The following is a 14179-nucleotide window of genomic DNA, read 5'->3' as shown; positions in this document are numbered from 1 at the left end:
GCGTTTGGCTTTAGGAACTTTACGAACTTTAAAACCAAGATATATATTGCTTTAAACATCAAAAATGAGAGAACGAAGTTCGTCCTCTCTAGGTGTTAGCTTTTCATCTACCCACTACAGTTGACAAAGAGCCCCAATAACAAGATATATTGAAAAAGTTCCAGAGTCCTGTCGACTCTGGAACTTTTTTCTATTTGCTCTTCTATGTGAATATTTTTAACCCATGATTCTAAGCTTCCAAATCCACTTTTACAAGAGATTCCTCGCTTGGTAGACAATCGTGAAAAACAGAGGGTTAGGGATGGGCAGTTAACTCACTTTGAAGTTTAAGAACTCGCTCAAGAGGGAGGTTTAGATTTTCAGCTATTACATCCGCCGGAAAACCAGATTTCAAGAAATTACGTGCAGAATCTATAAGTCCTTCTTCACGTCCTTCTTCACGTGCAGTCATCAGGGTAGCGTAGCTGACTTCAAGGCTATCCAATTGCTTATCCCACATATCTTGCTCCTCCTTGGTCCATGTTGTAAAATCTAGGGCGTGTTCAGCCTGGGAAATAATCTGATCGGGCTGAATGGTAAAGTTGCGATTGCCGAAAAACTCAAACCATTTTTTGATATCGTAATCGGAAATGATTTCGGGTTGGTATTTTTCCAACTCCAGAAAAGCTATTTTCAAGAGGCTGTGCTGTTTGGAGCTAGTCTTTGGTTTGACTGTCAGTTCTTCATTTGTTTCTTCCTCGCGCAGGCTAAACACGTGGAAGGGCTTATCGTCATTGAAATAATTCTTTTCTAACAGAGCGATACCGTAAACAGGGTAAATCCTCTCGTGAGTGAAATGGGTGTGACCGTATTCTTGCCGTGCTTTTTCAACATTGTCATGTACCTGTGTGCATATGTATGCCCACAAGCGATTGACGAAAGTCTTCTGTTTGGCAATCTGGATTTCAATGATGACCTGAGTACCATCATCCAATTTGACTAAAATATCCGTCACAGTGTAGAAACCTTTGGGAAGACTGGCATTGGGCAAACGAATCTGATGGCCATCCAAAAGTTCAACTTCTAAAACAGGCAAGTTCAAAATATCTGAAATGAAAGCTTTGGTCACTTCCGTGTTTTGAAAAATTTTCTTGGCAACCATGTCTTGTGTCGGTTTTAATAGGGTATGTCTCAATCTACCACATCCTTTTCATTTGATTTCTTTATAGTAGAACCAGGTGTTTTTGGGTCCTACTTATTTAATTCGAAATAAAATGAAAAACCTTCTATATATAGTATACCACAAATGGAAAAAAACTAACATATTATAAGAATCTGTATTCACAGTTGAGTGCTTCACTTTGAATACAGGTTCTTAAGCGGGGTAAGATATCACTCAATTATTTCATAAATTCTACCATTTATATAAAATCTATCAGAATATCTTGAATAAGGTACACGAGAATGATCTGGTAAAATGATTTCCTTCCTGATAACATCCATATTTGAGAAACATGCTTCTTTTGTTCGCGTTGCAATTAATCGGTCTAATTGCACAAAATAAATATGCTCACTCCTAAGAAATGGAGGGCTAGCAACTAGTACAGGTTTCAATAAAAAGCTTGATTGCTTCTTTAAATTTCTCGAATCCAAATTTTTTCTAAGCGCTTTGTATTCAGAACTATCCTTATGAAGAAAAACATAATCATTATAGTTTAACTTACCATCATTCAATTGTAATCTATACTTCGTATCTCCAATTTCAAACTCTATCCCTTCCCCGCTATATGATATTGGTGTTGCAATTTTACGATCTTTAATAATCAAGGTCTCACCTTTAATCACAAAGGAAGGTAAACTGTAGACAAAATTCTTCTGATACCAATCATAGGTTTCCGCCTGATACCACTCTCCTTGGAAGTCTTTTAATTCCGGGGCTAACCCAAGCAAAAATTGGATTTTCTTACTATAGAAATGTGGAATAAGTGTCGTAATGAAATAAACAAGCAGACAAAGCAATTCAATGATTAGTACACGAATCATAGATAGTGCCATTTTATATTCGAAAGAATCTGTACTCGGAGAAAAAGTATAAATTCTATCTTTACCTGTATCAATAACTGAACGTAATTGATAGGACCACTTATAATTATCTATTTCAAAATTCGTACTCTTCGAAAGAATCTCTGGTTTTTTATCGTTGTTATGTAGAATAAGAATATCGTTTGCCTCTATTTCAATCCTATCATCCGCTTCAAGTTCTAGTTTTTCTTCATTCTTAGGAATAATTGTTAGTTTTCTTTGTTCGGACTGTGTAATATGGACAATTTTATTGGCATCAATTTCAAAGAATAACTTCACACCAAAAGTAGAAACTTCAGGCATTGTCAAAAAAATTGACAGGTAAAGAATTGCTGGAAATAGCTTTAACAAAGTAACTATTTTTGATAAAGTCATTTTTATATAGAGAGATTTATCAAGATCAATACCAAAGAATGCTTGAAATATCTCTTTTGAAAATAATGTAACTGTCACTGTGGATACGATTGTTATCAAGGTCCAGTGAAACAACGAAACATTGGCTAGAATAAACAAATTAAACAAAAGGAAAAACGAGATAAGCAAAAATTTAAATATTGATTTCAGTACTTGTTTCCAACCTTTTTTATAAACTAACCAAGCAAAGATTGGTATCAAAATGAATAGTAAAAAACTTACCCCAAGAATCATCATATGAATATACCTCCGTAAATATAGTCAGCTTCTATCTTGAATTGTTGCTATCATAGGTACATCGTCTACCTACACCCACATGATAACGAACACAAAGATTATTGGGAATATTGAGAAAAGTAGTATAAAATCTCTCAATATAATTATGACATTTTTGCATCAAAATCCTCGATTTTCTATAAAAGATTTTAAAAATAATTTAAAACTTTTTTTAAAATTAGGCTAATAATGAGAGACCTAAAATAGCTAAAATCAACTAAGCATCACGCTACTATGATTATTCTTTTTATTCGAAGAATGAAAACTTACCAATCTCAATCTCTTCTAAAAATATCCCTTGTGTAAACCTTATCCTGCACATCGTCTAAAGAACTATCATAACGATTTGCTACAATAGCTTGACATTGAGACTTGAATTTCTTCAAATCATTTACAATTTTAGAACCAAAGAAGGTTGAGTCGTCCTCTAGAGTTGGTTCAAAAATAATAACTTTTGCACCTTTGGCTTTCAATCGTTTCATGACACCTTGAATAGAACTCTGTCTAAAGTTATCTGAATTACTCTTCATCGTTAAACGGTAAACGCCAACAGTTATTTCTTTTTCTTGCTGACGAGAGTAGCTATCATGTTCAGAGTAATCATAATAACCAGCCATTTTCAGCACCTGATCGGCAATGAAATCTTTCCTTGTTTTATTGGCTTCAACAATGGCCGTCATCATATTCTGCGGAACATCATTGTAATTAGCCAATAACTGCTTGGTGTCTTTTGGTAGACAGTAGCCACCATAGCCAAAAGAAGGGTTATTGTAGTGGTCACCAATACGTGGATCTAAACCAACACCCTTGATAATCGATTCGGTATCCAGCCCTTTCAACTCCGCATAGGTATCCAATTCATTGAAGTAAGAAACACGTAAGGCCAAATAGGTATTGGCAAAAAGCTTAACTGCTTCAGCTTCTGTAGACCCTATATGCAACACTTCCACATCTTTCTTCAAAGCCCCCTCTTGTAGAAGAGAAGCAAATAACTTTGAACCTTCTACTACCGAATCTGGCGCACCATCTTCACAAGATACAATAATCCGTGATGGATAAAGATTATCATAAAGGGCTTTTGACTCTCTAAGAAATTCAGGACTGAAAATAATATTTTCTGTACCAAACTTATCACGCATAGATTGGGTAAAGCCAACAGGAATCGTTGATTTGATAACCATTAAAGCTTGAGGGTTGACCGATAATACTGTTTGAATAACTTCTTCCACATGACTTGTGTCAAAGTAATTCTTAGCACTATCATAGTTCGTTGGAGCAGCAATCACAACAATTTCTGCCTCTCTGTAGGCTTTTTCTGCATCAAGTGTTGCTACTAAATTTAAGTCATTCTCTGCTAGATATTTTTCAATATAATCATCTTGAATAGGAGACTTCTTTGCATTGATTAAATCAACTTTTTCTTGGATAATATCCACAGCTGTGACTTGATGGTGCTGAGCTAGTAAAACAGCGATAGATAGCCCAACATAGCCTGTTCCTGCGACAGCGATTTTTTTTGCCGGAAGAGTGCCGATTGACTTCGGAAAATCAGAAACAAATAAACTGTTAATTTCAAAATCAAGCACATTGCTCAAAGTAAGCAACTGAGGAATTGACGGTAGATAGTCCCCTTGCTCCAACTTGCTAATCATAGCCCTATTTATTCCTGTCAAATCAGAAAGTTCCTGCTGAGAATATCCTAACTCTTTTCTTTTAGAAAAAATAATTGTTTTAAGAAATTCTTGAGAAAATTCTTTGTTACTCATAATTTCACCTCATCAAAAAAATGATATACAAAGTATACCATTTGTTACTAAAAAAATCAAAATAATTGTTATTAAAAAGAAAGTAAGATCACCTATGAAAATTATCCATCTTCCTACAGTTCTGGCACTATATCCAAATTAAGATTTTGTTTGAACAATGAAATCGAATAAATGTCTTTTATCATGATTAACTCCTTTTAATCTAAGAGGAAAATCCAGATGCAAGTCTCACGAAGTTAGTGAATGTTATTTACTAGTCCTTTCTTACTAATCCTGCCATAAATGACAGATTTTGTCCAAAAGGCTATCGCCCCAATAGCAAAATAAAACTATTTGTAATACTCTTTATACCATTGAGCAAATTGGCGTAAGCCTTCTCTGAGTGTGGTAGAGGGGCTAAAAGCAAAATCCCTCTCCAAATCAGAAGTATCAGCATAGGTCACAGGCACATCTCCAGCTTGCATAGGTACCAGCTTCTTATGTGCTTCAATATCAAAATCTGCTGGTAATACTCCTGCCAAAACTAGTTCCTCACTCAATATGTGAACAAAGTCCAATAAGTTTTCAGGATTGCTATTGCCAATATTATAAATTGCATATGGAGGAATAGGGAGACCATCACTTCCACTTTTCTTCTGCGGTGCGCCAAACATGACACGTTTAACACCCTCTACTATGTCATCTACATAGGTAAAATCACGTTTACAATTTCCATAGTTGAAAATTTCTATCGTTTCACCTTTTAACAGCTTGTTAGTAAAACCGAAGTAAGCCATATCTGGACGGCCTGCCGGACCGTAGACCGTAAAGAAACGTAGCCCCGTTGTTGGGATATCATATAGCTTACTATAAGCATGAGCAAACAACTCATTTGATTTTTTTGTTGCCGCATACAAAGATACTGGGTTATCCACCTTATCATCTGTAGTAAATGGAACCTTCTCATTTCCACCATAAACTGAAGATGAAGACGCATATACCAAGTGTTCTACTGGGTAGTGACGACAGGCTTCCAAGATATTCTGAAAACCAATAATATTGCTTTCTATATAAACATCTGGATTGGTAATGGAATAGCGAACTCCAGCCTGAGCGGCTAAATTAACAACAATATTCGGACGGTAATCTTCAAAAATCGAAGTGACCAAATCCTTGTCTGCCAAGTCTCCCTCTATGAAAGTCCACTTGCTTTTACTATGAATCAACTGTTGCTCAATCTGTTCAAGACGATATTGCTTTAGCGACACATCGTAGTAATCGTTCATATTATCAAGACCGATAATATGATATACTTCGTCACTCCTTAATAGTTCTAATACTAGGTTGCTGCCGATGAAACCAGCACCCCCTGTTATTAGGATTGTTTTGTGCATAATATATACCTCGAGTTTATTTTAAAAATTTTATTTTTAAAAAAAGATAAAAGCAAAAAAGTAGAAAATATAAGATAAAGGAATAAATGGAAGAAAAGAATAAGTTAAAAATTATAAAATGACTTATTAAAACGATCTCTAATACATTATCAAATAAGATATTTACAGAAAACAATTTACAAATAATAAACTCCGACCACATCGACTTGATTACTGTTACGACTACAGTCCAAGTCAAAATTAATAAAACATTCTTGAAAAAACAATGAATCAAAAATAACCCAATTAATTCTAAAACAATTGAAGTAAGATTGATTTTTAAAAGTTCTTTTTCTAACCTAAACGCTTTAAAATAATTATTTATTAATAAGCTAATTCTTACTGAATATATTATTATTGGTAAGAGTACACCAGCATATACTAAACTTTGTTGATAATTTGGTAACCAATATGACAAAAACTTTGAACCAGGGAAATAAAAAAGTAGGGCAAAAAATAATAATGGACTTATCAGGTTTCTAACTTTAAAATAGAAACCTGTTAATTCACTTTTATCCATTCTTTTTATAGATGGAAATAAAACTATACTAATTGCTGTAACAAAAGATAAAAATAAATTTGTTATACTAAAACCAAAAGAAACTTGTCCGAAAATTATAGCCCCCCAAAAAGTTTGAATATAAATTTTTGAAGATCCAACAATAAAATTGCTTGAGAAATTTGCAATCATTAATGATATACCAGATTTTAAATTTTCGAATAATTCTTCTTTATTATTTGTAATATTATTGAAGTACTTATAAATCTCATTATTTTCTGAAAAAGTTGATATAAATCCCAAAATATCAGATATGAGGTCAGCAATACAATACAAAATAAACATTTTTTGGTTTAAAATGATTAATAAAATTGTTAATAAACCATAGATAAAACGTTGCTTAATAACTAATTTGGTATACAAATTTATCCTATTTGTAATTTGAAAGGAATTAGATGAAAACATAAATAAATTTTTAGTAATAATACTCAGTGATACCATTGAAAAAATTATTTGATTGTTTCCATTTAATAAAAAAATGCTAATTAAGATACCTAAAGTACTGAAAGAAGTGAGAATAAATACAAGAAACCAAAAATTTGAAGAAAACTTCTCTTTATTTAGTTCATTGTAATCATACTTTGAATATCTAAGTGTAATACCGTCTAAAATACCCAAATGCAAAATACCAGTATAACTGGCATATAAAATATAAGTTTGCCATAATGCATATTGAAAGCCATCAATATATTTTGGTACTAATAAATTAATAACTAAGCTTGTTCCCAATGAGATTATTTGAGCAGTAAGAGATAACAATACATTTTTAGCAATGTTATTGCTGATAATTTTTTGCATAATATTCCTTATTTAAAATATATATTATCTGAAAAAAATGGGTAAAAAATAATTTCAGGTTTAGATTGTACAAAATAATTTATTACAACCCATGAGATACTAAAGAAAATGATAAAAAATATATAATTGATCTTTCTTTTATCCTTAATATCATCAATTAAATATTCACCCTGTGTAGAATAGACATCTAATAGTAGATTCCTCACCAACCTTATAAAAGTACCATCAATCATAAATAATGGATAATATATAACAGATATCAATTGAAAATTAAAAGATATCTCATTTCCTTTTGTCAAAAAATGCCTCTTCTTAATTAAGAAAATAGAAAATAATGAAAGCAAATGTAATAAAATAAATAAGATAAAACCGAATGTAGTTCTATTCTGCAAATACACATCTAATCTACTAATACCAATTTTACTTGCAATAAAATTTAACCCTGGAATTTGAGAACCAAAGAAAAATAATAATAAGCATAAAAAAAATACGGAATAAAAAATAATATGCTTATTAGATTTAAAAATTTTTGTATCAATTAATAACAATGGTAAATATAGTAGAAACGAGGCATGTATCAAACCAGAAAAAATAAACAATGTAATGAAAAATACTTTTCTATATCTACTTTCAGAATATTTGTATATACATTGTCCCATAAAAAACAAGGATAATGCTAAAAAATTACGAAATAAGTGTGAGGACTGAATTAATAAATTAGTACCAAACATTGCAAAAATAAAATGAGGATTTGGAGTCCATTTTAATGATGAAACAAATAATATTAAGAGAGCTATAAAAATCATAAGAGCTCTCCAGCTATAAAAATCTAAACTTAGTAATCCACCGACTCTCATCAAGAAAACAAAAATCGGTTCATAATTAGATATATTAAAACTATTAACTAAATTATACTCTGCTTGGTTGTTTAGCAAATCATTTGTAAGTCCACTATTATTTCTATACCCCGCCATTAATAAATAAAATAGAATAAATGTAATTAATACAATAAGAAGATTACTCTTATGTACTGATCTATTTAACGGGTTAACAAATACTTTAAAAGCAAAAATAAAATTTGTTATTATCACGATACTGTATAAAAAAATTAACAAAATTATACCTCTTTTAAATCAAATAAAGATGACTTCACCACTTCTAAAAATTTTCGTGGAGAATTCTCTCCATTATAAAAATAGTCTATGTGCTTTCCATTCAATAATTTTGAAAGGTCGATATCATTACTTTTTTCATAAATAATTATGTTATCACTATCATAAAACTGTGATTGCATTACTTGCTTATTATTTGTAATGAGACCTTTATTATACATAATTGCATCCCAAAATCTTAAAGTTGTACCAACTGTTCCAGGGTCAAGTAATTCAATTATCCATTTTGAACTTTTTACATATCCCATATAATCGAAAAAATTAAGTGTTTTATTAGTTAAAATAAAATTTGGATCATTAAATGAATCACTTTCATTATTACTTTTAACAACATAAAAGAAATATTTTAAATTTGTATTTTTTATTTGTTTATATAAATCTACAATTTCCTCATATCTATCCCTTGAAGCACCAATAAAAATCACATCATGCTTATTTTTAGTAGGTATAATTGAAAAATCATTTATTTTAGAGTAACTGACAGGCAAATATTTCAATCCATACTCCCTCACATCATCCCAATTATATGAGAAAATTTGATTTACCTCTGACTTTAGTTTGCTAATTGCTAAATTTTTCACAACTTTTTTTTTGGATTTTATAGTATCTCCAAAATACATGACAAGTTTATCATCACTGTTCTTTCTTTTAATGTAATTAAAGTAGTCAGGATAATACCAAGAAGAAAAAAATATGTGAATTGTTGGATAATTATTATCAAATTTTCTATATAAAAATTTATACCAAACACTCTGAAAAGGTATTTTAATATAATTATTAATTTTAAATGAAGTATGTATTTTAAATATTTTTTGAAGAAAACTATTATTAAAGATACTATTTTTCTTTATAACAATAATATTATCACATTCCTCAACTTCTTTGAAAAAATATTCATCAAGTTCATTAAAACCATCAGAATAAATTAAAAAATTTACTTTATTCATTTTAACGCCCTATATTCTTATGATAATTTCATCATTATAACTTGTTAAACTTTCTACATCTAATTCCTCAAGTGACATACCTCCAGCTTCATTAACATATTTTCCCTTTACTGGAGATGCTTTTTTTGAATTATTTAAAAACCATTCATATTCAATATCTAAGTGACCAATATCGATTGCTTGAAAATTATAATTTTCGGTCAATTCATAAGCTAAAATAGTTGCTGTGGGTCCCAATGCAATCAAAACCAAAGCATCGTTTTTCAATTCCAATACGCACTCAAGAATAGTATTATATTTTGAAAACGCATTCTCTGAAGGAGCAATTATTCTCTTTATTGTAGAAGCGCCTGCTAACAAATCATTCCCTACTCCAAACTTAGTTCCTTCACCCTCAACAATTACAATATCACGGTCTTTCCAAACATTTTTCCATTTTGAAAATTCATTTGAAAAATCTATTCCGAATCTACCATTATAAACTCTTGTTACAAGGGCATCTCCATATATATAATCTAAGTCCAAAAGCTTGAGCCATTTATCAGCAAATTTCCCTAAGTGAATATTCTTTGATTCTATCCTACTTTTAGAATATCCCTCGAATTTCCCGAAAAAATTTGGAATTGCAAGAATAGTTTTTTCAGTAGGTGTAGTCAAAATATATTTAAGTTTATCGCTTAACTCCTTAGAGTTTTCTTGCCCAAAATAACCCTTAGATTTTTGATAAATCCAAGAAATTTCACCGTCACCAAATCTAACCAAACTTTTTTTTTCTTTAATTAACTTTTCAAAGAGCTCATCATTTGTGAAAAAACGAACATTTCTTAAATTTTTAAAATCTTTGTTATTTCTTTTTAAATAATATCTAAGCAATTTAAATTTGGAGTAAGGAACCGCAAATAAATAATGATAAAACAAAAATATTTTTTTCCCAATTGAATTTTTTAATAATTTTGACCGAATATTAATTAATACTGACATAATCTTCCTCATTTAAGTGCAAGAGTTTCCCCATCTCAAGATCTTGTTGATAATCTTGAAACGCCATCCAACCACTACCAGGTGTGAAAGTTAATTCTGAAAAATAAACTTGATTATTTATTTCATATAAATCAACTCTAACAAAAATTCTATTTGCTGATAATTTTTTTGCCAAAGAAATCATTTTATCAAAATTTTTAGGTTTTTTGGGCAAACTTTCAAAATGATTGTAATCGCTCCTATAAAAGGGTGCAAAACTCCAATCTAAATTCAAAAAACTTATTCTCGCAGTTGAGTGATCTTCTAGACCTTGAGAAACATATAAAAACTTAGGAATACCATCAAAGCAATAAAATTTATAATCAACTAATGATTTCTGAGAATAATCTTCCATGTATTTTTCAGCAATAATTCTTGGTTTTACGTTTTTATATGGAAATTCTCTACCACTGTAGAAAAAATTGTTACGCAATGATCTATTAATTATTTTTCTGGCTTTTTTTATATCGAATGTTTTCTTGTCTCTACAAATAATAATTCCACCGCTATCATGAGTACATTTTAATACAAATTTACTAGGCAACTTATTAAAATCAATCTCATTAAAATTATTCCAAATTCCTAGTGTTGGTATAATATACTCATCTCCGATAATTTCACTAACAATTTTTTTAACTTCAAATTTATCAACTAAGTCAGTATATTCTTCATTCTTATCATAAAGTTTCAACCACTGTAATTTTTCATTAAAACTCTTTGGATTTGAATAATTTAAGTGTCGTCCAGTATATCCCTTATAAACTATTGATAAATATTTTTTATCAGGAATATATTTAAAAAATTTACTATTACTAACTAAAATTTTAGCAAATATATATGATGGTGTCAGTCTTCTTCTCATTTATTGCCTTCCATTACGTAATTTTTGAAATTATTAAAAAATTTTTTTCGACGCAAATTTAATTTATCTACAGAATATTCTAAAGATTTTTCAAAATTTGACATTGAAATTTTGTTTATTTCTGAGGTTTCTGTCTTTAGAAATATAGCAATCAATGCTGTAATTTGTTGATAATTCCCAGGGTTAAAGAGAAAATTTTGATCAATCAATTCCGGTATACCTGCAATAGAAGAACCTAAAATATATTTACCAAAACTCATCGCTTCGATTACTGAACGCGGAAGTCCCTCTTGCTTACTAGGCTGAATATAAATATCTAAGTTTGCTAGCCAGTCATTCATTTCGAGTTTATTCTTCGTCCCGAGAAACCTGACTTGATTTTCAACATTTAATTTCTTTGCTAATTCTTTAAGATGAAATCCTTCCCCAGGACCAACAATATCATAATAAACTGTTTCATTATATTTATTTTTTAAAATTGATAATGCTCGAATGACACTATCTTGTCCTTTATATTTCACATCAATAGAATTTGTTGCCGTTCCAATACTTATCGGCCTGTTATTAGTGTATTTTCTGACATTTTTAACTTCAGGAAGAATATAAACATTTGAACAATTGATTTGATTATTTGATTTATTAGGGTATCTCTTTTGTAGAAAATTTTTTGTAACATATGAGGCATAATCTGCATGATATACATAATTTTTTTCTGCCAAATACATATACGGTGCCAGTAGTTTGCCTTTAAAACTATGATTAAAGAAAGAATCCCATGCGCATCCTCCAACTTCAACTAGATATGGCTTCTTCATCTTCTTAACAACTTTTAAAACGATATTTGATGTTTGACTCGGCATCCTTGCAAAAATTAAATCAGATTGCTTAACATATTCTTCAATTTTATTTTGTTCACTTCTACTATTAATTAAATATTTTAAACTATAATAATTTGGAGTATCTATTATTGTAATACGATCATTTTCAATTTTCGGCATATTTAATTCAGAAAAAGATTTATCTGAATTAAAAGTTCTAACAATTAGATACAAGTGATCACAGACATCTAAATATCTACTCAGCATTTGATTATTAATTGTAATACTACAATAATTCCCATCTTTATCCTTATATATTGGACCATCAAAGCAGAACAAACCTTTAATAATTTTACTTTTCATAGATTGTTAAACTTCTCCCATTCTTGGTTTTTGTCAGAATAAATTTTTATAATATTTGCAGGTACTCCCGCTGCGATTGAATGAGGAGGAATACTTTTTGTTACAACGCTATTTGCACCAATTATCGATCCTTCTCCTATTGTAACTCCTTTCTGGACTACCACGCCGTCACCAATCCAAACATTATCTTTTATTACAATTGGGCTAGAAGTTAATTTTCTTTCATTTGGTTTAATGAGCGGAGAATCTTGCTCAGCACCAGTATATGAACCATGAGAATTATCAATTATTAAAACTCGTGAACCGATTAACGCATTATTCCCTATTTTTATTCCTTCAATACAAGATATTCTGACCGCATCTCCAATATTAATATTATTTCCAAATTTTAAAATTTTAGTAGAATGTACTCCTAAAACATCAAACCTACAATATCTACCTACGGTCAAATTGTTTCCAAAATTAATGTATTTTTTTCCTCTAACTACAAATGGAAATCGAATTAGTCTAGCTTTATTAATTGAAAGTTTCGTAATAATCAAAAATAATACATTTTCTATTTTCTCTAAAATACTATAGTTTGAAGACCTACTCATCATTTCCTCTAATATTTTCTATTATATTATTTACATTTTCAAAAAATCGTGCTTCTGAAAAAGTAGTATTATAAAATTCTTGAATATCTGTATAATCTTTTTCATAATTTTCAAGAAGATTCTCAGTTATATTGCCATTAGTCGTATTAATACCAACACCATATTTCTCAACAAATTGCCAAGTATCACCCTGAATATTATTGATAATTGGTAAACCACTTTTAAAGTAATCTAAACTTTTCATTGTTAAACCAACAAACACTTCTTTTTTCATAATGTTTAAACCAAAATGACACATTTCAAAAACTTTATTTTTTTCAGTCTCATCAAATATTACACCATGATCAATTACTTCAACATTTTCAATATTCAACGATTCTAGAAGTTCCGATTTCCTTTCACCAATTCCAATCAAATGAAAAATAACATCATATTTTTTTGATAAGGAAAAAACAATTTGATAAATAATATTTATATCAATAATATTATTTATTGAACCAAGATAGCAAAGTGAAATGGTATTAGATTTTAGTGTAATTTTTTTCCTGTATTTTTTTTTTACATCTCCATATGATAAATATAATGTTGAAACTTTATCTTGAGAAATATTAGATGGTAATTTTGTTTTAAATAAATCACATTCAGTTACAATATAATCGGCTTTATATAAATTTTTATTTCTTAAATTCTTCCAAATATTAAAAGGAAATAAGTATTTTATTTTTCCAATTGGCATAGTCTCAGGCCACAAATCAATAATATCGAACACAATTTTTGTCTGATTATTTTTTTCTTTGTATTTTATTGCCTGATTAACAAGCGAGTTAGGCGGAATTAATATCCATATTAAATCAAAACTTCCATCGATTTCTTTAAAAACATCATTTGAAAATTTATAATGAGAAAAAAGTCTGGCTAAAGATAAATTTTTAATATAAGGTTTTGTTTTGACAAAGATAAAATGCTCTTTTTCAACTTCACGATTCATTTTTTCAATATGTTTAAAATCAGAAGTAAAAACAGTTACACGATCTCCATTGTTCCTAAAATAATTGAACAAAAGATCAACTCTGTGTTCATATGTATCAAAACAATTAATAATTGCTATTTTCATA

At 29.7% G+C, this 14179-nt stretch carries 12 protein-coding genes; all 12 read right to left on the bottom strand.

Going from position 1 to position 14179, the window contains the following annotated elements; all coding sequences use genetic code 11:
- Window positions 1–295: 295 nt before the first annotated feature.
- Window positions 296–1174, bottom strand: a complete 879-nt coding sequence (locus ACHBGV_RS04520; RefSeq protein ID WP_394735728.1) for an Rpn family recombination-promoting nuclease/putative transposase — start codon at window positions 1172–1174, stop codon at window positions 296–298.
- Window positions 1175–1371: 197 nt separating this feature from the next.
- On the bottom strand, window positions 1372–2514 hold the full coding sequence (locus ACHBGV_RS04515; protein ID WP_394735727.1) for a hypothetical protein: 1143 nt from the start codon (window positions 2512–2514) through the stop codon (window positions 1372–1374).
- 512 nt (window positions 2515–3026) lie between these two features.
- Window positions 3027–4517: a nucleotide sugar dehydrogenase gene (locus ACHBGV_RS04510; RefSeq protein ID WP_394735726.1), complete on the bottom strand. Its 1491-nt coding sequence runs from the start codon at window positions 4515–4517 to the stop codon at window positions 3027–3029.
- A gap of 329 nt (window positions 4518–4846) precedes the next feature.
- Window positions 4847–5893, bottom strand: a complete 1047-nt coding sequence (locus tag ACHBGV_RS04505) for an NAD-dependent epimerase/dehydratase family protein (RefSeq protein WP_394735729.1) — start codon at window positions 5891–5893, stop codon at window positions 4847–4849.
- 13 nt (window positions 5894–5906) lie between these two features.
- Entirely contained in the window at window positions 5907–7286 is a 1380-nt protein-coding gene (locus ACHBGV_RS04500) for a hypothetical protein (protein ID WP_394735725.1), read from the bottom strand.
- An 8-nt stretch (window positions 7287–7294) separates the two neighbouring features.
- The gene (locus tag ACHBGV_RS04495; protein ID WP_394735724.1) at window positions 7295–8401 is read right to left on the bottom strand and encodes an EpsG family protein; all 1107 of its coding nucleotides are present in this window, start codon (window positions 8399–8401) and stop codon (window positions 7295–7297) included.
- Window positions 8402–8403: 2 nt separating this feature from the next.
- Window positions 8404–9405: a hypothetical protein gene (locus tag ACHBGV_RS04490; RefSeq protein ID WP_394735723.1), complete on the bottom strand. Its 1002-nt coding sequence runs from the start codon at window positions 9403–9405 to the stop codon at window positions 8404–8406.
- A 9-nt stretch (window positions 9406–9414) separates the two neighbouring features.
- Window positions 9415–10386 (bottom strand): GT-D fold domain-containing glycosyltransferase, encoded by a 972-nt coding sequence (locus tag ACHBGV_RS04485; RefSeq protein WP_394735722.1) that lies wholly within the window; start codon window positions 10384–10386, stop codon window positions 9415–9417.
- On the bottom strand, window positions 10370–11287 hold the full coding sequence (locus ACHBGV_RS04480; protein WP_394735721.1) for an ATP-grasp fold amidoligase family protein: 918 nt from the start codon (window positions 11285–11287) through the stop codon (window positions 10370–10372). The genes ACHBGV_RS04485 and ACHBGV_RS04480 overlap by 17 nt, the downstream gene beginning before the upstream one ends.
- Window positions 11284–12468 (bottom strand): glycosyltransferase, encoded by a 1185-nt coding sequence (locus ACHBGV_RS04475; protein ID WP_394735720.1) that lies wholly within the window; start codon window positions 12466–12468, stop codon window positions 11284–11286. The genes ACHBGV_RS04480 and ACHBGV_RS04475 overlap by 4 nt, the downstream gene beginning before the upstream one ends.
- Window positions 12465–13064, bottom strand: coding sequence for a DapH/DapD/GlmU-related protein (locus ACHBGV_RS04470; protein WP_394735719.1), 600 nt, complete (start codon window positions 13062–13064; stop codon window positions 12465–12467). Before ACHBGV_RS04470 ends, ACHBGV_RS04475 begins: the two co-directional genes overlap by 4 nt.
- Complete coding sequence (locus ACHBGV_RS04465) at window positions 13057–14178, bottom strand: hypothetical protein (RefSeq protein WP_394735718.1); 1122 nt, start codon at window positions 14176–14178, stop codon at window positions 13057–13059. Before ACHBGV_RS04465 ends, ACHBGV_RS04470 begins: the two co-directional genes overlap by 8 nt.
- Window position 14179: the final 1 nt, after the last annotated feature.

Origin of the sequence: Streptococcus sp. A34 (assembly GCF_043674115.1) — a bacterium.
In the GTDB taxonomy this organism is placed as follows: Bacteria; Bacillota; Bacilli; order Lactobacillales; family Streptococcaceae; genus Streptococcus; species Streptococcus suis_V.
The sequence above is the reverse complement of the archived record's forward strand: the minus strand, read 5'-3'. Positions and strand labels throughout refer to the sequence as shown.